This is a genomic window from Lysinibacillus sp. NPDC096418 (assembly GCF_044762775.1).
Classification (GTDB): Bacteria; Bacillota; Bacilli; order Bacillales_A; family Planococcaceae; genus Lysinibacillus.
Map to the genome: position 1 here is coordinate 1 of NZ_JBIWEY010000007.1, position 21712 is coordinate 21712.

Annotated in this window: 20 protein-coding genes and 1 pseudogene; 7 read left to right on the forward strand and 14 right to left on the reverse strand. The window is 37.7% G+C overall.

Annotated features, from left to right (window positions below):
- Positions 1-1001 (reverse strand): annotated as a pseudogene (locus ACIQZG_RS08095) (IS3-like element ISBsp3 family transposase); the annotation flags it as partial.
- A gap of 149 nt (positions 1002-1150) precedes the next feature.
- Entirely contained in the window at positions 1151-2671 is a 1521-nt protein-coding gene (gene scpC / locus ACIQZG_RS08100) for a succinyl-CoA:acetate CoA-transferase ScpC (RefSeq protein WP_402754668.1), read from the reverse strand.
- A 313-nt stretch (positions 2672-2984) separates the two neighbouring features.
- On the opposite strand from scpC, the gene chrR reads away from it, so the two are divergent.
- Together chrR and ACIQZG_RS08110 are read left to right on the forward strand one after the other, a co-directional pair.
- The gene (chrR, locus tag ACIQZG_RS08105; RefSeq protein ID WP_402754669.1) at positions 2985-3716 is read left to right on the forward strand and encodes a class II chromate reductase ChrR; all 732 of its coding nucleotides are present in this window, start codon (positions 2985-2987) and stop codon (positions 3714-3716) included.
- Between the two features lie 203 nt (positions 3717-3919).
- The gene (locus tag ACIQZG_RS08110) at positions 3920-4345 is read left to right on the forward strand and encodes a hypothetical protein (protein WP_402754670.1); all 426 of its coding nucleotides are present in this window, start codon (positions 3920-3922) and stop codon (positions 4343-4345) included.
- Between the two features lie 45 nt (positions 4346-4390).
- Here ACIQZG_RS08110 and ACIQZG_RS08115 read toward each other — a convergent pair whose 3' ends face one another.
- On the reverse strand, positions 4391-6070 hold the full coding sequence (locus tag ACIQZG_RS08115) for a hypothetical protein (protein WP_402754671.1): 1680 nt from the start codon (positions 6068-6070) through the stop codon (positions 4391-4393).
- Positions 6071-6206: 136 nt separating this feature from the next.
- Here ACIQZG_RS08115 and ACIQZG_RS08120 point away from each other — a divergent pair, with 136 nt between their 5' ends.
- The 3 genes from ACIQZG_RS08120 (at position 6207) to ACIQZG_RS08130 (ending at position 9199) form a co-directional block, all read left to right on the forward strand.
- Positions 6207-6857, forward strand: a complete 651-nt coding sequence (locus ACIQZG_RS08120; protein WP_402754672.1) for a lysoplasmalogenase — start codon at positions 6207-6209, stop codon at positions 6855-6857.
- Positions 6858-6886: 29 nt separating this feature from the next.
- A complete protein-coding gene (pepT, locus tag ACIQZG_RS08125) occupies positions 6887-8116 on the forward strand; it encodes a peptidase T (protein WP_402754673.1) in 1230 nt (409 codons plus the stop codon).
- A gap of 120 nt (positions 8117-8236) precedes the next feature.
- Entirely contained in the window at positions 8237-9199 is a 963-nt protein-coding gene (locus tag ACIQZG_RS08130) for a DMT family transporter (protein WP_402754674.1), read from the forward strand.
- Positions 9200-9318: 119 nt separating this feature from the next.
- Here the strand turns inward: ACIQZG_RS08130 and ACIQZG_RS08135 are convergent, their stop codons facing one another.
- Both ACIQZG_RS08135 and ACIQZG_RS08140 read right to left on the reverse strand, forming a co-directional pair.
- Positions 9319-10635 (reverse strand): hypothetical protein, encoded by a 1317-nt coding sequence (locus ACIQZG_RS08135; RefSeq protein ID WP_402754675.1) that lies wholly within the window; start codon positions 10633-10635, stop codon positions 9319-9321.
- Between the two features lie 329 nt (positions 10636-10964).
- Positions 10965-11396: a DUF4395 domain-containing protein gene (locus tag ACIQZG_RS08140; RefSeq protein WP_402754676.1), complete on the reverse strand. Its 432-nt coding sequence runs from the start codon at positions 11394-11396 to the stop codon at positions 10965-10967.
- Positions 11397-11557: 161 nt separating this feature from the next.
- Between ACIQZG_RS08140 and ACIQZG_RS08145 the strand changes: the two genes are divergently transcribed.
- On the forward strand, positions 11558-12268 hold the full coding sequence (locus ACIQZG_RS08145; protein WP_402754826.1) for a Fe-S oxidoreductase: 711 nt from the start codon (positions 11558-11560) through the stop codon (positions 12266-12268).
- A 92-nt stretch (positions 12269-12360) separates the two neighbouring features.
- Here the strand turns inward: ACIQZG_RS08145 and ACIQZG_RS08150 are convergent, their stop codons facing one another.
- The 9 genes from ACIQZG_RS08150 to ACIQZG_RS08190 all read right to left on the reverse strand — a co-directional run bounded on the left by ACIQZG_RS08150 (position 12361) and on the right by ACIQZG_RS08190 (position 21114).
- Positions 12361-13041, reverse strand: coding sequence for an N-acetyltransferase (locus ACIQZG_RS08150; protein ID WP_402754677.1), 681 nt, complete (start codon positions 13039-13041; stop codon positions 12361-12363).
- Positions 13042-13053: 12 nt separating this feature from the next.
- Positions 13054-14163 (reverse strand): mandelate racemase/muconate lactonizing enzyme family protein, encoded by a 1110-nt coding sequence (locus ACIQZG_RS08155; protein ID WP_402754678.1) that lies wholly within the window; start codon positions 14161-14163, stop codon positions 13054-13056.
- Positions 14164-14232: 69 nt separating this feature from the next.
- Positions 14233-15342, reverse strand: coding sequence for an amidohydrolase (locus ACIQZG_RS08160; RefSeq protein WP_402754679.1), 1110 nt, complete (start codon positions 15340-15342; stop codon positions 14233-14235).
- Between the two features lie 140 nt (positions 15343-15482).
- On the reverse strand, positions 15483-15626 hold the full coding sequence (locus ACIQZG_RS08165; protein WP_402754680.1) for a hypothetical protein: 144 nt from the start codon (positions 15624-15626) through the stop codon (positions 15483-15485).
- A 167-nt stretch (positions 15627-15793) separates the two neighbouring features.
- Entirely contained in the window at positions 15794-17842 is a 2049-nt protein-coding gene (locus ACIQZG_RS08170; protein ID WP_402754681.1) for a TRAP transporter permease, read from the reverse strand.
- On the reverse strand, positions 17839-18348 hold the full coding sequence (locus tag ACIQZG_RS08175) for a DUF1850 domain-containing protein (RefSeq protein WP_402754682.1): 510 nt from the start codon (positions 18346-18348) through the stop codon (positions 17839-17841). Before ACIQZG_RS08175 ends, ACIQZG_RS08170 begins: the two co-directional genes overlap by 4 nt.
- Positions 18349-18440: 92 nt before the next feature.
- Positions 18441-19445, reverse strand: a complete 1005-nt coding sequence (locus ACIQZG_RS08180; protein WP_402754683.1) for a TAXI family TRAP transporter solute-binding subunit — start codon at positions 19443-19445, stop codon at positions 18441-18443.
- A gap of 266 nt (positions 19446-19711) precedes the next feature.
- Positions 19712-20263 (reverse strand): superoxide dismutase family protein, encoded by a 552-nt coding sequence (locus tag ACIQZG_RS08185; RefSeq protein WP_402754684.1) that lies wholly within the window; start codon positions 20261-20263, stop codon positions 19712-19714.
- Positions 20264-20385: 122 nt separating this feature from the next.
- Positions 20386-21114 (reverse strand): LysM peptidoglycan-binding and 3D domain-containing protein, encoded by a 729-nt coding sequence (locus ACIQZG_RS08190; RefSeq protein ID WP_402754685.1) that lies wholly within the window; start codon positions 21112-21114, stop codon positions 20386-20388.
- 306 nt (positions 21115-21420) lie between these two features.
- Here ACIQZG_RS08190 and ACIQZG_RS08195 point away from each other — a divergent pair, with 306 nt between their 5' ends.
- Entirely contained in the window at positions 21421-21600 is a 180-nt protein-coding gene (locus tag ACIQZG_RS08195) for a putative motility protein (protein WP_402754686.1), read from the forward strand.
- Positions 21601-21712 lie beyond the last annotated feature (112 nt).

The window sequence follows — 21712 nt, forward strand, 5'->3', positions numbered from 1 at the left end:
TAATTTCTTTAGCGTACGATAAACAAACTCCATGCGTAAACTTGTCGATACCTCATATGCAACGATTTCTCGTGTTGCAACATCCTTTATACACGATAGATACGCTGTTTGTCCGCCACGATATTGTAAATACGTAATATCTGTTAAAAACACTTTGCCTGGCTCTGTTTGATGAAAATTACGATTTAGATGATTAGGTACTTGGCGATGGATTTCTGTAGCTTTGGCAAGATTTCGATAAGGGTTTGCACGTCTTACTTTCGAATATAGATTGAATTTACGCATTAATCGTAGAATTTTTTTATGATTCATCGGGATTTCAAGTAGTTCTTCTAGTGCCATGTAAAGACCCCGATAACCAATTTTTCCTTTTGACGCATCATAAATCGTTTTTAGTAGGACGTAGTCCTGAAAATCTGCTTCTTCTCGCATCGCTTGTTTCTCACTATTTTGGAGCCATTTATAATAACCACTGGGGCTTACATTTGCAAAATCACATAAATAACGTGTCATATTTTTCAACTGATACAGCCGAATGGTATCATTAATTGCTTGATACTTTTCCCTTGGTATTAAAATAGCCGTTTCTTTGCCTGCCTTTCCATCTCGTCTAGCTTTTTTAACAGTGTTAATTCAGCTTCAAGTAAACGAATACGTGCCTCTGCTTTTTCTAATTTCTTTTCAGCTGACATGTGTTCTTTTTTTGGTCGACCAGAACCTCCTTTTCCACGTCTTTCCTCTGAAAATGCTTGTTCTCCATGAGTTTTAAAAGATGCTCTCCAGCGTTTAATCGATGACCTTGCTTTTTCCACACCAATCACTTCTAAATCAAACCCGTTTTCTTTAAAGATTTGTACAGGTCCCTTACCAGCTAGATTTTCTTTGACCGCAAAGATTTTATATTCCGCTGTATATTGAATAGAACGATCTGATACAGATGCTACAAATCGATTCGCTTCTATTTGTCGTATCTGATGTTCGTTAAAAATGATTTTACTCATGCTAATTTCTCCAGTTCTTAATTTCGTATATTTAGTATAACGAGATTTTTTTGTGAAATGAACAAAAAACCCCGAATAGGGTCACTTTTTAAAGTGTCCACTATTCGGGGTTCAGTTCATATTTTCGACTTCAAGGCTTTTTCATCATTTTATTTAGAGAACGTAGGGTCCTTCATTGTTCCATTTTTCGCTAAGTTCACATGCCATGATAAAGCTTTTTCTAAATCATGTGGTGTATGGTGACCCCCCGTTGCTTCGTTAGCTGCATTAAAGTACGCCCATAATTGATCACGGTATTCTGGATGCACACAGTTATCGATAATTAACCCAACACGTTCTTTCGGTGCTAAGCCACGTAAATCCGCCACACCTTGCTCTGTCACAATAACATCTACATCATGTTCCGTATGATCTACATGCGACACCATCGGTACAATACTTGAAATTTTCCCGCCTTTTGCGTAAGATTTCGTCACGAAAATACCTAAACGCGCATTACGTGCGAAGTCTCCTGAACCACCGATACCATTCATCATTCGCGTACCAGATACATGCGTAGAGTTTACGTTTCCGTAAATATCTACTTCAAGCGCTGTATTCACAGAAATTAATCCGAGTCGGCGGATAATTTCAGGTTGGTTTGAAATTTCTTGTGGTCGTAATACTAATTTGTCAGCATATTTTTCAAAATTACCGTACACACGGTTTCCTACTTCTTCAGATAGAGTAATAGAAGTAGCAGATGCGAAGCTTACTTTACCCGCATCAATTAAATCAAATACTGCGTCTTGTAATACTTCTGAATACACTTCTAAGTTTTCAAATTCAGAGTCCTTGAATCCAAGTAATACAGCATTTGCTACTGAACCTACTCCTGATTGTAATGGACGTAAGCTCGTAGTTAATCGACCTACTTTAATTTCATCGCGTAAGAAATTAAGTAAGTGATTCGCCATAATATCTGTCTCTTCATCAGCAGGTACAATTGTTGATGGAGCATCAAGAATATCTGAAATAACGATACCTTTTACTTTATCAAGATTTAGTGGAATACCAATTTGTCCAAGTCGATCAGATACATTTAGTAGCTGAATAGGGTCACGTTTACCTTGTGGTCCTGGCACATAAATGTCATGGACACCCTCCAATGCATCAAGTTGCGCGATATTTAGCTCGATAATAACTTGATCAGCTTCTTGTACAAAGATTGGTGAGTTACCAACCGAAGTTGTTGGAATAAGTAAGCCATCTTCTGTAATAGCAGTCGCTTCAATAATTGCGAAGTCGATTGGGCCAATGATTCCTTGGCGTACTAACTCTGCATTATGTGAAAGATGAGCATCAACAAATGTGATGTCACCACTGTTAATTTTATTGCGAATGCCAGCATCTGCTTGGAAAGGTCCACGTTTACGAATAACGCCTGCTTCTGCTAGATATTGGTCAACTTCTGGCCCAAGTGATGCACCTGTATATACATCTACTTTGAAGCTCTCTGTTTTCGCTTTTTCTACAAGGGCAAGCGGTACCACTTTTACGTCACCAGCACGTGTGAATCCGCTCATGCCAAGCACCATGCCATCCTTAATCCAAGTTGCTGCTTCTTCTGCTGTTACGACCTTGCTTCGTAACTGCTCATTACGAATCTTTTTTGCTACTTTTTCTTCCATTACTTATTCCCCCATCCTATTTGTGATTACTTCAACTAGATTATTTGTCCAACCCATTTGGTACACCCCACCAAACATGGGGGATTCAGACCAAATAATCCGTCGCACATCCAATTTTACACCAAGCAGAACATTTATGCTATATCTAACAAAATATTTAACTTTACGAGATTTCAATGTGTTTCTATATATTATCTAAGAAAAATTTCAGAATTATAATATCTATCTTCACACATGGAATTCATTCGATTTTACGACAGAAGCGTGATATGCTTTTGATAATTACATACATGGGAAAAGGAGAAATCTCACTATGGTTAAAGAATTATTACGTAATCACTCTTCCGTTCGTATTTACGACGGCAATCCTATCTCGAAAGAAATAGTTGAAGATTTAATTTCAACAGCGCAAATGGCTGCTACCTCACATTTTGTCCAAGCATATAGCGTTATTTGGGTAACTGATGAAGAGAAAAAGGGGAATTTAGGATTATTATCTGGTAATACGCGTCAGTACGACACTTCTGGTGGGGCTTTTGTATTTTGCGTAGACTTCAAGCGTCTACAAATGGCTGGTAAATTAGAAGGTGTTGATATCATTGCAGATTCAGCTGAGAACGTACTCGTTGGTGTTGCAGACGTATCCCTATTCGCACAAAACTTCGTTATTGCTGCAGAGTCTATGGGCTACGGTATTTGCTACATTGGTGGCGTACGTAACAAGCCTGAAGAAATTAGCGAACTGTTTAACTTACCAAACTATGTATTTCCTTTATTCGGCTTGACAATTGGCGTACCTGCACGTCGTAATGAGGTAAAGCCTCGTTTACCAGTAGCAGCTGTTTTACACGAAAATGAATATAATTTAGAGAAATACGAAGAGCTTTTACCGGCGTACAATGAAACAATGGAAGCTTACTATAATAGCCGATCCTCCAACCGTAAGATCGATAACTGGACGAAGCAAATGGCTGATTTCTTAATTGACCAACGTCGTCCGCATATAAAAGATTTCTTAGCAAACAAGGGCTTTAATTGGAAATAATGATTTGCGTATGTGGGGTTACTATCGAAAGATAATAACTCCACATTTTTTATATTATGAAAAAATAAGCACTTATAAATAGTTCATTTGTCTTTATATTGTTGAATATTGTCGATGAAGATTAAACGAAAAGACTCTTTCCTTTCCCAACAATTCCTTTAATATTAAAAAAGGAGTCCTATTTCGAAAGGAGATGTGCTAAAATGCCCTATTTAAATAAACATCTTGCTCGTACCCTGGAACAGCAGCATAAAAGATCTATTAAAGGTTTATTTTTAAAAGTTCAAGACTTAAATAATAAATGCACCATGCTAAGAAAGCGGATTGCTGAATATGTTGACTTAACTCTATACAATGATGCTATCGATTACGTAAATAAATATGTTTCACATACTTCTATTTTAAATTTAAAATTTACCACCAACACTCAAAATTTAGAAGTTGCTGTTCTTCATGCAATTCTTCTAAAATTCATCGTAACAAATGAAACTGCTAATTCTTTTGACTATGAAAAAAAATTGCTTGAAGGCTATATCGAAGAACTTTTAGCGTTGAACGACCATGCCCCAACGCTATTTGCCAATCATCAGGAAAAGATGCTTCAATATATCACTTCCCAAACAACATGAAAAAAGACGATCACAGCAACATCAATTGCCTGATCGTCTTTTTATCTATTCTAAACCTTTAATGATTAGTGTCCGAACAGGTAAGAATTGCTCACCCGTATTTCCGTACGTTACCAATACTTCATCGCCTACTTGTAAATAGATTGCAAGTGGCTCTGTTTCTGCGCTGACTAAGTAGCTTTTACCATTATCTAGTAAGAACGAAACTTCTGTGAAATCGCCAAGGCGTTCCTTATAAACACGCTGCACTTTTCCACTTACACTTTTCTCCTCGGCACTCGAACTGCCTTCTACCGTACTACTGCCGCGACTTAATGCTGTTTTATATAACTTCAGTGCTTCTTTAGGTGTTGTAGCATATGCTGAAATCTCAGGATTTGCCGCTGACACGATGAAATAATTTTGTAGGAAACCATTTGCATCTAGTACTGCTGTTAGCCAGCTTGCTTCACCATAGAAGTTGTACAGTATAGGCATTTCCCCTGACCATTTTTTCTCGATAAATTTCTTTTCAATGATTTGTAATGCACCTTGTGAATCCATATATGATGCATCCTGATTACCTGTATAATAAGTCGCTTTACCCGTTCTAGCATTCGTTAAAGAATAGCCAAGCATCGAATCGACACCCTCTTTAGGACTTGTAAAGTCTGTGAAGTAATACATGTCACCTTTTTCATTAAAAATTGGGCTGACATTAGATTCTGTTCCTTCATCTGAAGGTAACTTCACGTCTTTTTTCCCAAAAAGACTATTCCAATAACCATGTACATAATTTCCATAATAGCTATTTTGCAGACTCACAGTTTCAGGTGATACTGCACCGTCAATAAATGCTGGTACATCAGCAAGCTTAATCACTTCCGACTTACCTGACAATGCATCAACTAACACAATCCCTTGAACATCAAAGCCGTTACGCGCTGAGATAAACTCACCGTATGAGCGAATATAGTATGGCTTACCATCATCATCAACTTCAAGCTGTACATCCCCGTAGAAAATCAAGAACGGATGTTGTAAGCGCATATGACGCTCTAAGTTTTTGTTTAGATAGGCAGAAGGAACATATTTCATTTCCTGTGCCACGAATTTCGGATTATCCGCAGAGTCTGTTGCACTCATCGTGAAGTAACCAGGAGAAGTCCCTCCATTCATCCATTTGAAGAAGCCTGAAAACTCGACTGGTGCAATGTAAACATACTTACCATCCACCTTTTGAATTTGTAAACGTCCTAGCTCATAATAGCTCGTATTTGGCACTTGACCAAATGCTTTTTTCATTTTATTTCTCACGAATTTCGGTGGAACGCTAGCAGGTGTCTGCGTTTCATCGAATGGTTTAATTTCGACTTCTGTTTTCATTTCTGCTGACTGGAACTTTTCATCAGCATTCCAAAGTGGTGCTGATAATACATAACCAGCAACGACTAAGCTAGCTAAAAATAAAACGCCCTTGATTTTGCGTTCAATACCAGTCGCAAGAAAAGCTCCTGCTAATGTTAGTAAAATTATCGCTGGCCAAAATACTAGCCAGTTTACGTCAATTTTTGTGACATACAATGTAAGCCCTGTTGCCAAGAAGCCAACAATAAATGCACCTACAAAAAAGTAGCCTATTACTTTTTTGGATTTTCCATCTTCTCTTTTTTTCGTAATAAGCGGCGTTAATAATACACTAGCAATTAATGCAATAACTGCCGATGCAATAAGCAGTTTGATCATTCTTTTCACCCTTCCTTAACCTACCGTCTAACTTATTTACGATTACATACCGAAAAAGTTTCAATCATAAATATAATATAAATACACAGGTATTCGTAGAAAAATAGCGAATTTTATTTGAGAGGAGTTGAAATACATGATAAAAAAATTATTAATTAGTTGTATTATCTTATTCGGGCTTTACTATATTTTTTTCTTTTCCTATATTCCAAAGGGTTTAACACTCATTTTTAAAGTCATTCCTATGATTCTCATCATTATTCTAGCAGCTATGCAAAAAGTACCTCACATAAAAAAATATCAGCTACTTATAATCATCGGGCTTATTTTTTGTATGATTGGTGACTATACATTGCAATGGTTTTTATTCGGACTTACTAGCTTTTTGATCGGGCATGTTTTTTATATTTTTGCCTTTGCCAGTACGAACGAACGTAAAATACCAACTTGGGCTAAGTTGGCCCTCTTAGCCTATGGTGTAATTATGGGTATATGGATTGCTGGTACAGTGTTTACTTCTGGTGAAACAGTGCTAGCGGTTGCAGTAGTCGCCTATATTTCTGTTATTTTGATGATGGGCTGGACCTCCATTCGTACTGGATCGACATTAGCACTTATTGGAGCCCTATTATTTATCTCGTCAGATTCCTATTTAGCCATTAATAAATTTGTAATGCCGCTACCTTTTTCGCACGAAGTTATTATGCTGACATACTATAGCGCGCAATTGCTCATTGCACTAAGTATCCTTCAATATTCCGATAGCCGAAGTAAAGTGTTACAATAAGTGAAAATCACACTAGAGGAGGAAATATTATGAAAGAACAAGTAATCGAACGATTAATTCGCTACGCAAAAATCGATACACAATCTGACTTTACTAGCGAAACAACGCCTTCCACACAGAAACAATTCGACTTATTATATTTATTAAAAGATGAACTTGCTACTATAGGATTAACGGATATAACGTTAGATGAAAACGGCTACTTATTTGCAACGCTTGAAGCAAATACAGACAAAATAGTACCCACAGTAGGATTTTTAGCGCATGTAGATACAGCAACGGACTTCTCAGGAACAAACGTTAATCCACAACGTATTGACAACTATGATGGCGGCGAAATTCAGTTAAATCCCAACCTAGTCATGTCACCAACAGATTTCCCAGAACTTAAAAGCTATATTGGTCAAACGCTCATTACTACTGATGGTACTACTCTGTTAGGTGCTGATGATAAAGCAGGTATCGCTGAAATTATGACAGCAATGGAATTCCTAGTGAAAAATCCCCACATTAAACACGGTAAATTGCGTGTGGCATTTACGCCCGATGAAGAAATTGGGCGTGGCCCTCATAAATTTGACGTTAAAGCATTTGATGCTGAATATGCCTACACGATGGATGGCGGTCCACTTGGCGAACTACAATTTGAAAGTTTTAATGCAGCAGGTGTGAAGGTCATAACAAAGGGTACGAGTGTGCATCCAGGCTCTGCAAAAAATAAAATGGTCAATGCCATTACAATGGCGATTGCCTTCCAAAACGAAATGCCCGCAGATGCTGTACCAGAAAAAACAGAAGGCTATGAAGGGTTTATCCACCTAATGAACTTCAACGGTTCAATTGAGCATTCAGAGCTTTCCTACATCGTCCGCGACCATGATCGTGAAAAATTTGAAGCGAAAAAACAGCTGATGCGCGATGCCGCTATAAAAATCCAATCACAATTTGGCGAAAATGCACTATCCATTTCTATCGAAGATCAGTATTATAATATGGGCGAAAAAATCGAACCTGTAAAAGAAATTGTGGACATTGCTCGAATCGCAATGGAAAAATTAGATATAACACCAATAACACTACCTATCCGCGGTGGTACAGATGGTTCACAGCTTTCATATATGGGCTTACCTACACCAAATATTTTTGCCGGTGGTGAAAATATGCATGGTAAGTTCGAATATGTATCTGCCGAAACAATGGAGAAGGCTACACAAGTGATTATTGAGATTGTTGAGCTATTTGAACAACAGGGTAAGTAATTGGAAGAATTGCTACGGAGAAGGGTCCCTTCTTTGTAGCTTTCCCTCTTTCGAAAACTGAATTTTCAAATTACATAACAGTTTTTTTGAGTGACTCAATCAAAAAGAGGTGAAGTTGTTATGAAGGAAATTGCATTAGGTATTTTAGCTTCTTTATTTTTTGCCGTGACATTTATTTTAAATCACGCAATGGAAATGCAAGGCGGTAGTTGGTTATGGAGTGCTTCATTACGCTATTTTTTCATGTTGCCATTTCTCTTGGTCATAGTCTTTTATCGGAAAGGCTTTACACAACTTTCAGAAGAAATAAATGCACAGCCTATTTCTTGGTTATTATGGAGCTTTGTTGGCTTCGTTTTATTCTATGCACCGTTAACATTTGCTGCAGCATTTGGACCAGGCTGGCTCGTTTCAGGCACATGGCAGTTTACGATTGTTGCAGGCGTATTGCTCGCTCCCCTTTTCGTTTCTGTAATCGCAGAAAAAACCGTACGTCAAAAAATACCGCTCATATCATTACTAATTTCCTGTGTTATTCTAGTTGGCATTTTATTGATTCAAGTACCTCAAGCACAAAACGTTCCACTAAAAAGCTTACTGCTCGGCATTTTACCAGTCGCTGTAGCGGCGTTCGCATATCCACTTGGTAATCGTAAAATGATGGAACTTTGTGGTGGACGCATTGATACATTCCAACGCGTACTTGGCATGACGATTGCATCGATGCCTGCATGGATTATAATGGCTATTTATGCACTGGTGACAGTTGGACTCCCTACTATGAATCAAGTTCTACAATGCTTATTAGTCGGTATTAGCTCAGGTGTCATTGCAACCACTCTATTTTTCATTGCAACCGACCGCGTACGCGATCATCAGGGCAAACTAGCCGCTGTCGAAGCTACTCAATCAACAGAAATACTTTTCGTTATTATTGGAGAAGTACTACTGTTGGGTATTGCCTTCCCCGACCCAATTGCACTTGTCGGACTCGGTGTCATCATTGTAGGTATGCTATTGCACAGCTACTATACAATGCTACTCGGTAATAGAAATGCTAACCAACAATCATTATCTTCTTAGATTAAAAGATCGTCTAATAAGTTCTTAAATTCAAACAGGTGAGGAAAAATAAATTGTTTTCCCCACCTGTTTTTCTGTTATTACGATTTTCATCCTTAACCAAAAAATTAAAGGAATTATTATTTATAAGACATTAGTGAACCGCTAGATCCATCGAGTAAACCAAAACCTGGTGCAAATAATTCACCATTGGACATTTCCACAACATTGTTAAACGTACCTGCTCCTGTTGTGAATGTATAATGAATAGCACGAACAAATCCCTCTTCTTTCATTCCATACCTCATTACAGTCAATTTCGAGCCTTCTGTAACTGGCTTATCAAATGTATACTTGGTACCATTCATTTCATAATTAAAGGTTTGTTCCGTTTCATAATAGTCAATGAACCAATTGTTTTTCTGTGCTTCAAAGCGATTATTCGTGGTTTTCTGATAAACACTTCCCCAATAAACTAACTGCTGAAGCGTATCATTTGGCAAGAAAGACGTTGTAATGATCGGCGATTCGTTTGGCATTATAGTAGCTAGAGCATTTTTCGGAACTTGATATATTCCCCCATCTAGCTCAATCCAAGCTGCCGCATTTTTTTCTGTTAACAACGATACTTCATCAAAACGCTTTAGCTCTTTTTGCTCTCTGTAACCTTTACCAATAACACCATATCGAATATAGCGTTTTCCTTGAGTTTGCACAGGTTGGAGTAATGTTACAGGAAAATATCTAAAAGTGAAGTCTTCTCCCGACGTGCCCAACACATGCACTCTAAGATATCCATTTATTTCCAGACCTAACGATTGAAAAACAGTTCCTTTTAAATACTTTGTCCCTGCGTTCCCTCCAGCCATTGGACCACCTAATCCATATGCATCAGCTGTTAACTTGTAGATTCCTTCATCTCTTTTTTTCGTTTCGGCAATGCGAAGATCTGTAGCATCAATATAGCCATCTTCAGTAAGCCCATCACCTCGACTATATTCGTAATATAAATTTTCCCCAATAGAAAGGTCATAACCAGGGCCTATATATTCAAATCTATCAAAGAAATGTTTCCCATAGATATGTTCATCACCTTGTCGATTGATGTTAATATAGCCAGGATTATCATAAAAAGAAGAGCGGATATTCAAAGGTACTTTCTTAAAAACAACTAAATCGGTTGCTTGTATACGATAACCCGAGCTCATCCAATAATATGTTTGATTATTATACTTTTCGATATCATACACTCGGAAATAATTGTTGCGCTTGACTGTCATCGAGCTATACGTACCATTTGCATTCTTCTTATACACTTTCACGTCTTTTGTAAAGGTCATTTTCCCCGTTTGCCCCTTCACTACTTGCGCCCCGTCCCACTGTACTTCTGCTTTAGATGATGATGGGTTTGCTAAAAAGGCGACAATGACAATGAGTGCGATAAAATACTTTCTCATTTATTCCCCTCCACTTATTTCTAATTAAACTCCAAATCTTATTATACTATACTGTTACTGATAAACTAATTCACCCATATAAATACAACAAAAAAAGAGCGACTTATCCATATAGGCATAAGTCGCTCTGAGATTTTCACGTTCCTAAAAAATGAGGGGGGTTTTAGGAGCGTTTCATGAACTAGCAAACTTCTGGAGAAAAGTAGCTAAAGTCCATCCTCTTTACACTCGTTTTGTAATGAGGAATAATCTTTATACGATAATGATAATCATTATCAATTAAAAAGTCAATAACTTTTCTGACATTTAATGAAATATTTTTAAAATGGTTACAAAGTCTTTTTGAGCGAACGTCGGTACTGCCACTGTTTTAATTGGAAAAGCAAAAAACAACCTATACAAAATCCTGCAATTGCAATGGAGGAAGCAGTCGCGACCATTATTGTAAATACATAGCCCACCACTTGCCAACCAAACAAGAAACCTATGAATCCACCAGCTAAAAAGAAACTAGCAATACTCGAATTGAATTTTTGTTGCTGTACATCTTCTGGTATATAGGCAGATGGTTGTTTTCTCAAAAAATACTTTCCCACACGGATAATTGGATTAAAATTGCATAGAACACCGAGTAAATTGGCTACTAAAGGAATCGTTAATAACCAAATACTTCCCGTTATCCACGTCAGAACAACACTTAACAAAATGGTCCACTGGTTGAGTCGAACAAGAGGTCTTGGCATCGAATACGGTTGTTTCATTTAAAAACCTACCTTACTTATATGTTTAATGTATTTTATAACATTGTATTCCATTTGTGAAGCAAAATTTATTAACTTATAATAAGAAAAGTAGAAACTTTCTCATAAGAGATTGTACGCATATTTAAATGCAGTTGACTTGAAAAGAAAAGGTGATGGAAATGCCAGCATTAACAATGGATCAAGTACGACAACTGAATTCGTACAGCATTTACACAACAGAACCAAAACGTTCATTATTTACGTTAGCAGATATACATAAAGACTTTTATCATACAGATTTTTTACAGCTAATGATGGGCATTACCGATGCTGCTACAGAAACTGCAGCAATTTCCCATTTTTCACGCCGCTACGGTATGTTCTTTGCAATGCAATTTTACATGCTTACTGCCTACGATGAAGTTTGGGATGCGAAGCCGCTTGAAATCCGTTTCGATGCTGCAAAAGAGTTTGGTGCCTTCACTGTTAGCATGTTCGTCAATCCAAATGATTGGCGCTACGTAGATGAAGACGAACGTCAAGCAGTTATCGAAAAAATCTTATATGATGCGCATGTTATTGTTCAACAACTCCGTAAAGTAACATCAATTTCTCCACTTACTATTTGGGAGAATTTCTTTGGCTATTTGCTGTGGCATTATCATACATTGCTATCAAACCCAGGACTAGCTGACCAAGCAATGGAGGATATTGAAATTTTAGAGGACCCAAAAACTTGGGCACGCTTCTCTAATAAATCTTGGTGGGCTGAATATACAAGTAAGCGTAGCCCCTCTGATTTAATAAATATCCCTGTCCGTAAAACTTGCTGCTTCTCTAAAGACATTCCCGGCTTAATGGCATGTGGCTTCTGTCCACTGAAAAAATAAATAGAAGCTTTACCTCTCACATTTTCCGCGAAAGGTAAAGCTTCCTTTTATTCTTAGAGCCTACATTAAATTAATTCAACATCACTTTAGTGCTACTTTTTATATTCAACAAGCCAAGCATCGTTTTCTAGTAACATACGTACTCCAAGCCAGCCATCCTTTAGTAAGGTTTGCTGTGTTTCCGTATCTGCCATCTGAACGCATGCAGTTTCGTTAAATGATCGTTCCGTCTCTTCACATAAATCCTTCATGAACACATAACGCAACTTACCACCATACTTCAGTTTTAGTGCTACCACACGCATACCCTGCGCAAATTTATCCTTCAGACTCGCAATATTAAACGGCATAACCGTCGCACAAATATAATCAAATCGTGTTCGATCTAACTCCTGCATCACAACTTGTGCTAAAGTACGTTGAAGTCCATAACCTCGATATTTCGGATGCACAGCAGAAATTTCTTGATAAGCTACCCTCGCCAATACATCTTCTGCAAGTCCCGCATCGCGACCTAAATGTTCGTCATCTAGTGGCGGTTCTAATAATGCACGGAAAGCAATTAGTTCTTCGCCCACAAAACCACCGACCATAACACCGTGATCCCCAAGTAAAAATTGTAATTCTTCCAGCGACAAAGGCTGTAATATTTTCTTATCTTCTAACGCTGCAATAACATCTTGCTGTACCTTTTTTATAGCTTCGATATCCCCGATGCTTAAACGTCGTACTGAAAAAGGTGTGTCCCCTAACATTCCCTCATAAATTGACATATGTAGGACCTCCTATTTCACCACTACAGAATATTGACAAAGTTCGTTTAAAATGACTTCATCTACATCAACACCTAAACCTGGACGTTCATTTAATTGGATAAATGGTACGTCATAGTGTAAGTTTCCAATATCTTTTGAGAATTTTAACGGACCTGTTAATTCCACACTTTTAAAAGCCTTACTTGCAAACGCCACATGGAAACCAGCTGCCGATCCAACAGAAGACTCAACCATCGAGCCGATTTGGCACTCGATGCCCGCCATCTCAGCCATATGCGCCAATTTAATCGCCGGGTAGATTCCCCCACATTTCATTAATTTAATATTAACCTTATCGGCCGCACGTTTCGCGATAATTTCACGCATTTCCTTTTCCCCATGTAAACCTTCATCAATCATTAATGGAATTGTTGTTTTAGATTTGATTTCAACCATTGCGTCAATATCATCAGCTAGGACTGGTTGTTCTAACCAGTCTATACCTAATGTCTCTAACTCACGTAATACTGGCATTGTGTTACCACTAGTTTTCCAACCTTGGTTGACGTCAACACGGATTGCCATTTCACTTCCTACTTCTTCACGTACTGCACGAATTCTCTCCACATCTTTTCGTACCTCAGTACCAACTTTCATTTTAAATGAACGATAGCCTTGTTCCACACGTTCAGCCGCTTCTTTTGCCATTTTTTCAGGTGACCCAATGCTTAGTACATGTGTAATTGGGAATTTCTCATGATAGCGTCCACCAAGTAATTGATATGCAGGTACATTTAATTTCTTCCCAGCAAGGTCGAAACAAGCAATATCCACTGCCGCTTTTGCAGCAGGGACACCACGTACAACTGAATCCATAAGCTCATGAATTCGCTCAAACTCTAACGGATTTTTGCCGATTAATAACGGCGCTAGTTTTGTTTTCAGGACAGCAAATGTTGATTCTGGTGTTTCACCTGTTACATGATCGTCTGGAACCGACTCACCCCAACCAACATGGCCACATTCTGACGTCATTTTCACAATAATTGAAGGCATTGAAGGATATGTATCATAACTCACAATAAATGGCTCAATTAATGGTAAATCGATTGCAAAAATCTCTATTTCTTTTATTTTCATTTTTAAAATTCCTCTCTTTACAAGCATGTACGTGCAAAAGGGCTCTCTTAAAAAAGAGGCCCCTTTCATTTAGCTTGAAGCGTTTAATAATGTTTTGGCAAGTACCTTTGCACCTACGACCATTGCCTCTTTTTCAAACGTCATATTGGGGTGATGTAAACCTGGTCCTAAATTTGCGCCTATACCTATCATTGTTGCCTGCAGTGATGGTTTCTGCACTGTATAAAAATGGAAGTCGTCACTTCCAGGTGTCATAATAGGATCCGCTAAGCCATCCATACCCACTTCTTCTATAATTGATAACTCTGCAATTTTAGCAGCATGATCTGATACTTCTGCCCCTGGTGTCATATCAAGCCATTCCCATTCAAGTTCGACCTCAAATTGTTCTTGTATATAGTTAAAGCCCGATTCAATCTTCTGTCTAACTTCTTCGAGCACTTGATTTTTTTGAGAGCGTACATCTATAGAGAATGTTGCAGTACCAGGAATAATATTAACACTTCCACCGTCTGCAATCATTTTCGTTAACTTAGCAGAATAAATCTCAGCTGGATTTATATAGATGTTTTTTAGCATTTGTTGAATGCCGAACAATACATCAATAGCATTTTTTCCTTGATGTGGTCGAGCGCCATGTGCATCAACTCCAGTAATTTTACCTTGTAAAAATACTGCAGCTCCGTGATGTATAGCTGGTGTCACCTTACCAAAAGGCAACTCTTCTTGTGGACGTAAATGAATGCCAAATAATTGTGTCACATCTTCAAGTACATTTCGATCGATCATTGCAAGTGAACCCCCGCCTGTTTCCTCGGCAGGTTGGAAAATAAATCGAATGCGCTTATTAAAATTTTCATTCTTTATTAGCATCAAGGCTCCTAAAACCATTGAAATGTTGGCATCGTGTCCACATGAATGATTTGCTTGCATTTCACCATCGACCTCTTGCCATAATGCATCGATATCCGCACGGACAGCAATAGTATCTTCACCTCTGCCAATTTCTGCAATAAGACCAGTACAGTCTTCAAATGTTTGGAATGACACGTTCATTTCTTTTAAAATTGAAGCAATTTTCTTGGTTGTTTCAAATTCCTTCCAGCTCACTTCTGGATAGTTATGAAAATGGTCAAACCATTGATAAATCGTTTCTTCTAAGCTTACTGTTTTCCCCATTGATACACCTCGAGATTGCTAATTATCCGTCTATTATACAATAATTTATTTTATAAATATTAATAAATTGCTTAAATTGTTTGAAAAATGCAGAAAAAAGTAGTATCGATGTTTTATTGAATCTCGATACTACTTATATTTTATAAACTTGTGAAGAAACCTTCTGGAAATTCCTCATAATTTATTTGTTTAAATATCTGCTCATTTTTTTCCTCATTCACCTGTATTTCAGACTCTTGATCCATTAAATACGTCTCAAACTTTGAGCTTTGTACTGTCGTCATATAATCCACTCCTCCGAAGATTGAATTTTCTGATAATTGTATTGTACTACACTTTTTCTGTAAAAAACAACAACCTATCCTCCTCATGCATAATAAGTATAAATTCCATCTCAAAATGAGATAAAAAAGCGCAGTCCTATTAAAGGAACTGCACTTTTTTTCATCTATTAAACTGTAATGCCCTTTGTTTGGCCGTTTTGATCATCGCTACCATTACCGCCAAGCTTATGTTGTGTTAAATACTGAATAACAAACATGATTACGAAAATACCTAATCCAGCCCAATCAGAGAACTTTTCTGGATAGATTAATAGCAAACCTGCTCCAAGCGCAATAATACGCTCGATCCAAAGCATTTTACGATACCAGAAGCCGATAACCCCTGCTCCAATTGCAACCATACCTGTAATAGCGGTAAACACGACCCAAATAATTTGTGGAATGGTTGTATCAATCATTAATAATGCTGGCGAGAAAATAATCATATACGGTATGATAAATGCCGCGATCGCTAACTTCGCCGAATTGACCCCTGTTTTTATTGGATCACCACCAGAAATTCCCGATGCTGCAAATGCGGCGAGTGCTACCGGAGGTGTAATATCGGCAATAATTCCAAAGTAGAAAACAAAGAAATGCGCCGATAATAAAACTACCACAGGTACTAACTCTTGCGGTGTATTCGGTGACAATAAAGCAACAATCGCTGGTGCAGCAATTGTAGAAGTAATAACATAGTTTGCAGTTGTTGGTGCACCCATCCCTAAAATTAGCGATGCAATCATCACAAATACTAACGTTAAAAGTATACTTCCTCCTGCTAAAGCTACTAAACTATTAGCTAAGCTTAAACCTAATCCAGTTTTTACAACTACCCCAACGATAATACCTGCACATGCCGTTGCCGCAACTACACCAAGTGCTGTACGCGCACCTTCAACTAATGCATCAACAACATCGCGCGGCTTCAGACGTGTTTCTTTATCAAACATTGCAACCCCAATTGAAATTAGTATTCCGTAAAGCGCTGCATGCATTACTGGTGTACCTGTTAACATTAAAATAATAATTGCCACAATCGGTAATAGTAAATAGATTTTCTTAAATACTTCTTTACGATCTGGCATCTGATCATCACGTAAACCACGTAAACCAACACGTTTCGCTTCAAAGTGTGTCATAATCCAAATACCTGTAAAATACAAAAGAGCAGGGATTGCCGCTGCCTTCGCAATATCCCAATACGTAATCCCACGACCGATGAATTCTACCATTAAAAACGCAGCAGCACCCATAATTGGTGGCATTAGCTGACCACCTGTAGAAGCAGCTGCCTCAACAGCACCTGCAAATTCTTTTCGGTAACCAAGCTTTTTCATCATTGGAATTGTGTATGAGCCAGATGTTACGACGTTGGCTACAGAACTTCCTGAAATTGTACCTTGTAGGGCACTAGAGAATACCGCTACTTTTGCAGGTCCACCGATTAGTTTACCCGCAAGTGATACAGCTAGGTCATTGAAATACTGCCCTACTCCTGTTTTCACGAGGAATGCACCAAATAATAAGAATACAAAGATGAATGTGGCAGATACACTAATTGGTGTACCGAAAATACCATCCGTTGTATAGTACATAAGGTTGACTATACTTTCTAAATCCTGTCCACGATGTGCCATAAACGCCGGGAAATATGGACCAAAATAGGCATAGATTAAAAAACATATCGCAATAATCGTAATCGGCAAGCCTACTGCACGGCGGGCCGCTTCAAGGACAAGTACCACTGCAATCAAGCCGACAATAAAATCTAACTGCGTAATAGTACCATTCCGATTAACGAGCTCCGCATAATTCATTGACCAATAAGACCCTACTGCTACAGATAATAACGCTAAAATATAATCAAACCAGACAATTTTATGCTTTGCCGCTTTTTTCCGAGCGGGGAACAACAAAAATATAAGTGTTAATCCAAAACCCAAATGGATAGTACGTTGGATCTGTGCCGGAAATTGACCAAATATTGCAGTATATAATTGAAACAATGAAAATGCTAATAATCCAAAGAAAATTACATGTTTCATAACCCCTTTTACTGTGCGAACATTTGATTCGATATCATACTTTTCAAGAATGGCTTGTTGTTCTTCAGCAGATATTTGTTCAAATCCCTCTAGGTTTGGTTCGTTGTTTGATTCATGCTGTTTTGTCATTTCATCCTAACTCCCTTCCATTGTTCATAAAGTGACACTTTCTTCACTTGAAACAAATAGGACTTTCCTCTTTGTAAATCCTTTTTTAAATCATATTCCAAACCCTCATATTCAAATACTAGATCGATATCTAAATCTCCAATATAAATCGTGAAATTTTCTAGTATCGCCTCTTCAAACTGCAAATAATACTTACCATCATGCTGCGTTAACCTTTGACCTTCCTCTGCGTAACCTGGCATCCCGATCGCTAAATCCTCATACTCCATTCCTAACATTTGAATTCGACTATCTTCCGTATATTGATAGTGCTCAAGAACATCTGATTTATGAATAGAATGCGTGTAACGTATGCGAAATGAATTGTCGGAAGTTGCTGAGATATAATGCAATTTCGATTGGTCGGTGCGTGTTTCCGTAAATGCGAATACCTTTTGAAGGGGAAGAAAAACAATCGTCATTCCTACCACACTTAATATTCCTACTAGTAAACTTTTCTTTCGCATTACATCCGTTCCTCCACTTTAAAAACCATTCGCTTTTCATGTAAAAAGAGGCTCGAAGCTTTACGCAACTCGAGCCTCTTTTTACTGTTTAACTATTTCTTTTCGTCAAAGTATTTCTGAGCACCTGGGTGAATTTCAATACTGATACCATCTAAACCAGTTTCAGCTTTGATTAATTGACCTTTAGGGTGGGAAATTTTTCCGGTATTGTCATAAATAGATTTTGTCATGTTATAAACAACTTCTTCAGATAAATCTTTTCTAACTGCTAACATAGCTTGAACAGAGACTGTTTCTACGTCATTTGCAAGACCGTACGTACCAGCTTTTACTGTATCTTTTGCATAGTATGAGTATTTTGCAATTAACTCGTCAGCTTTACCAGCATCCATACCGATAACATTCACTTTTGTCGTTGCGTTTAGTGCTTCTACAGCAGCTGTTGGTGTACCAGCTGTGATGAATGCAGCATCAATTTGACCTGCTTGAAGACCATCAGTAGACTCACCGAAATCTAAGTTTTGTGGTTTAATATCTTTCATTGTTAGACCATGAATTTCAAGTAACTGCTCAGCGTTTGCGTAAGTACCAGAACCTGGTGCACCTACAGAAACCTTTTTACCTTTTAAATCAGCATATGTTTTAATACCCGTAGCTTCTGTCGTAATTAATTGCACTGTTTCTGGGTAAAGTGCACCTAAAGCAGAAATTGCATCAATTTTTTTACCATCGAACATCATCGTACCTTCAGTTGCATAATAAGCGATATCTGTTTGTACGAATGCAATTTCACCTTTATCATCTTGTAGCGCTGTCATGTTAGCAGCAGATGCCTGTGAAACTTCCGCTGTTGTTGTAACACCTGTTTCCGTTGAAATCAATTCTGCAAACGTTCCACCAAGTGCATAGTAAGTACCTTGTGTTCCACCTGTTAATAAACTTAAAAACTTTGGCTTTTCTGTTGATGCTACATCCCCACTCGCATCATCTTTGTCAGCGCTTTCTTTCTCTTTGCCACTATCAGTCCCACATGCCGCTAAAATTAATAGCGCAAAGGCACTTAATAGTAATAACAATCGGAATTGCTTTGTCTTCATATTAACCTTCCCCCTTAAATGGTAATAATAAGAATCTATTTAAAACTATCAAACTTTGTATAATATTGTCAACCAATTTCAAGTAAATTCAGTCTTTTATAATTATGCAAATATAGTTAACTCGTTTTTTTAACAATATCCAACTATATTCTACTAAAATCTTTTTTTATCTAACACATAACAGTTTTTCTTTCATACAAAAAATAATATCCGGATAAAAATTGCATAAAAAAAAGACATAAATTAATATTATGCCTTTTGCATTACTATTCAATGACACCACAAGCGATTCTCTTACCTGAGTTTCCTGCTGGATTTGTTTTGTAATCGTCTGCTGCTTCATGAATGACTAATGCACTACCATCCTGATCAAACAAAGAATTTTTCACATTCTTTTGTAAAGTAAGACCCTCTGCTACAAACGTTAAATCTACAGTTCCATCTTCTCCAACCGTTATATTTGGCAAATCACCTGAATGATATCCCTTCGGGTTTAACTTACCATGCTCTTTCCCAGTCGGATTAAAATGTGCGCCTGCTGATTCAAATGTAGGTGCTTCACATTTTCCCGTTTCATGTATATGAATACCATGTTCTCCAGGTGGCAAACCAGTTAAAGCGAGCGTCATCTTCACACCTGCATCTTGCTCTTCAAAGTAAACATTGCCATAGCTCTCATTTTGAGCTCCTACAACTTTCGCAGTCGCCGTTAACGCTGGCGTTGCTGTTACTGAAACTTGCTCTTTTTCCTTATCAAAAAAATTACATCCTCCAACAAACACTAGTAAAGTAGCTCCCAATAAACTTACTTTTTTCATAAATAAAACCTCCCTCTACTACTGATAGTGCCCATCTCTCGATAAAATTATTCGCTTTTACAACAGGTGATTTTACGCAGAAAGAGGCTGCCTCAAAATACTTTTGAGGCAACCTCTTCCTTTTAATTCATTACTGTAACCGTTACAGTACGAACTCCCCAATTTCTAGCTTGTCCCTCCGATGGAATGAATACATCGATTTTATTGCCTTTTATTGCACCACCAGTATCTGCTGCAATCGCCTCACCATATCCCTCTACCCAAACTTTTGTACCTAAGGGAATTACACGTGGGTCCACCGCAATTACTTTTTGATTTGGATTAGATCTTATATCTGTTCCATTCGCTGTAATACCTGAGCACCCCTCACAGTATGCTGTATAGGCTGTCGCACGCATTGTGTATGTTTGACCACTTGCACTTGCAGGTTTGCTAGACGGTGTAACTTTTGATGTAGAACGCGCTACAGTCGAACGTTTAGTCTTAGCAGGTAATGCCTTAGCAGCCGCTTCCTTAACAGCTAACGTTTCATTCGTATAAATTAAATCTGATGAAAGATCATTCCAAGCTTTAAGGTCACCAACAGTTACACCATGAATGGTCGCAATGCTAAACAATGTGTCGCCTTTTTTTATTAAGTAAACATCATCAGCAGTTAATGTCAGATTTGGTTTACTAATTGTTGATTTCAGTGCATTTAACTGCTGCAACTCTTCTACTGATAAATCATAATTTTTTGATATCTCCCATAATGTATCCACTTTCTGAACCTCTTGAGCAGAAGTTGAACTCGCAAACACACCTACACTAAATGATAATGCTACAGCTAAAGCTAATGCTTGTTTCTTCATAATTAAACAATACCTCCATACCTTTTTAGATTTCTCACAATCTGTTGCTAGCACGATTGACCTGAATTCTTATTCTCAAAGCAAAAATAATGCGTATGAATTTAACAAAGCAACGGATTTGATATTACAAATTATTACTATATAAGAAGTTTTTTATACATTTTTATCCGTATTTTTTATAATACTCACAATTTAATACAATATTTAAAGAGAATTACTACGCTAAGCTACAGAGATTTAAAGAGATTTTGCATTCGATTTGAAGCTTTGAAATTTTAGCCGATATTAGCAAAAAGGAGGGTATATATGGATATTAACTCAATTATGTCGTCACAACTTTTGGAACTACAGCAAACCGTACAAATGAGTGTGATGCAAAATGCATTAAACTTGAATGCCTCTGCTGCTGTCGAATTACTAGAAGACATGCCACAACCCCAAACCGCACACCCTTATAAAGGGACAGCCGTTGACATTTCAGTCTAAGACAAAAAAATTGCCCTCCGCATTTTTGGCGAGGGGCAATTTTTTCAATAAAGTATTTATTTCCAATTTTATCAATCCTACTTTAAGATAGATTAGGGAATTACCTATAAAA

Excerpts from the sequence above, each read along its gene's own strand:
- ACIQZG_RS08185 (WP_402754684.1), bottom strand. The coding sequence starts at position 20,263 with ATGAAAAAAGTAAGTTTATTGGGAGCTACTTTACTAGTGTTTGTTGGA.
- ACIQZG_RS08120 (WP_402754672.1), top strand. The coding sequence starts at position 6,207 with ATGATAAAAAAATTATTAATTAGTTGTATTATCTTATTCGGGCTTTAC.
- ACIQZG_RS08175 (WP_402754682.1), bottom strand. The coding sequence starts at position 18,348 with ATGCGAAAGAAAAGTTTACTAGTAGGAATATTAAGTGTGGTAGGAATG.
- pepT (WP_402754673.1), top strand. The coding sequence starts at position 6,887 with ATGAAAGAACAAGTAATCGAACGATTAATTCGCTACGCAAAAATCGAT.
- ACIQZG_RS08165 (WP_402754680.1), bottom strand. The coding sequence starts at position 15,626 with ATGACGACAGTACAAAGCTCAAAGTTTGAGACGTATTTAATGGATCAA.
- ACIQZG_RS08160 (WP_402754679.1), bottom strand. The coding sequence starts at position 15,342 with ATGGGGAAAACAGTAAGCTTAGAAGAAACGATTTATCAATGGTTTGAC.
- ACIQZG_RS08180 (WP_402754683.1), bottom strand. The coding sequence starts at position 19,445 with ATGAAGACAAAGCAATTCCGATTGTTATTACTATTAAGTGCCTTTGCG.
- ACIQZG_RS08115 (WP_402754671.1), bottom strand. The coding sequence starts at position 6,070 with ATGATCAAACTGCTTATTGCATCGGCAGTTATTGCATTAATTGCTAGT.
- ACIQZG_RS08145 (WP_402754826.1), top strand. The coding sequence starts at position 11,558 with ATGCCAGCATTAACAATGGATCAAGTACGACAACTGAATTCGTACAGC.
- ACIQZG_RS08110 (WP_402754670.1), top strand. The coding sequence starts at position 3,920 with ATGCCCTATTTAAATAAACATCTTGCTCGTACCCTGGAACAGCAGCAT.
- chrR (WP_402754669.1), top strand. The coding sequence starts at position 2,985 with ATGGTTAAAGAATTATTACGTAATCACTCTTCCGTTCGTATTTACGAC.
- ACIQZG_RS08150 (WP_402754677.1), bottom strand. The coding sequence starts at position 13,041 with ATGTCAATTTATGAGGGAATGTTAGGGGACACACCTTTTTCAGTACGA.
- ACIQZG_RS08155 (WP_402754678.1), bottom strand. The coding sequence starts at position 14,163 with ATGAAAATAAAAGAAATAGAGATTTTTGCAATCGATTTACCATTAATT.
- ACIQZG_RS08170 (WP_402754681.1), bottom strand. The coding sequence starts at position 17,842 with ATGACAAAACAGCATGAATCAAACAACGAACCAAACCTAGAGGGATTT.
- ACIQZG_RS08190 (WP_402754685.1), bottom strand. The coding sequence starts at position 21,114 with ATGAAGAAACAAGCATTAGCTTTAGCTGTAGCATTATCATTTAGTGTA.
- ACIQZG_RS08140 (WP_402754676.1), bottom strand. The coding sequence starts at position 11,396 with ATGAAACAACCGTATTCGATGCCAAGACCTCTTGTTCGACTCAACCAG.
- ACIQZG_RS08130 (WP_402754674.1), top strand. The coding sequence starts at position 8,237 with ATGAAGGAAATTGCATTAGGTATTTTAGCTTCTTTATTTTTTGCCGTG.
- scpC (WP_402754668.1), bottom strand. The coding sequence starts at position 2,671 with ATGGAAGAAAAAGTAGCAAAAAAGATTCGTAATGAGCAGTTACGAAGC.
- ACIQZG_RS08195 (WP_402754686.1), top strand. The coding sequence starts at position 21,421 with ATGGATATTAACTCAATTATGTCGTCACAACTTTTGGAACTACAGCAA.
- ACIQZG_RS08135 (WP_402754675.1), bottom strand. The coding sequence starts at position 10,635 with ATGAGAAAGTATTTTATCGCACTCATTGTCATTGTCGCCTTTTTAGCA.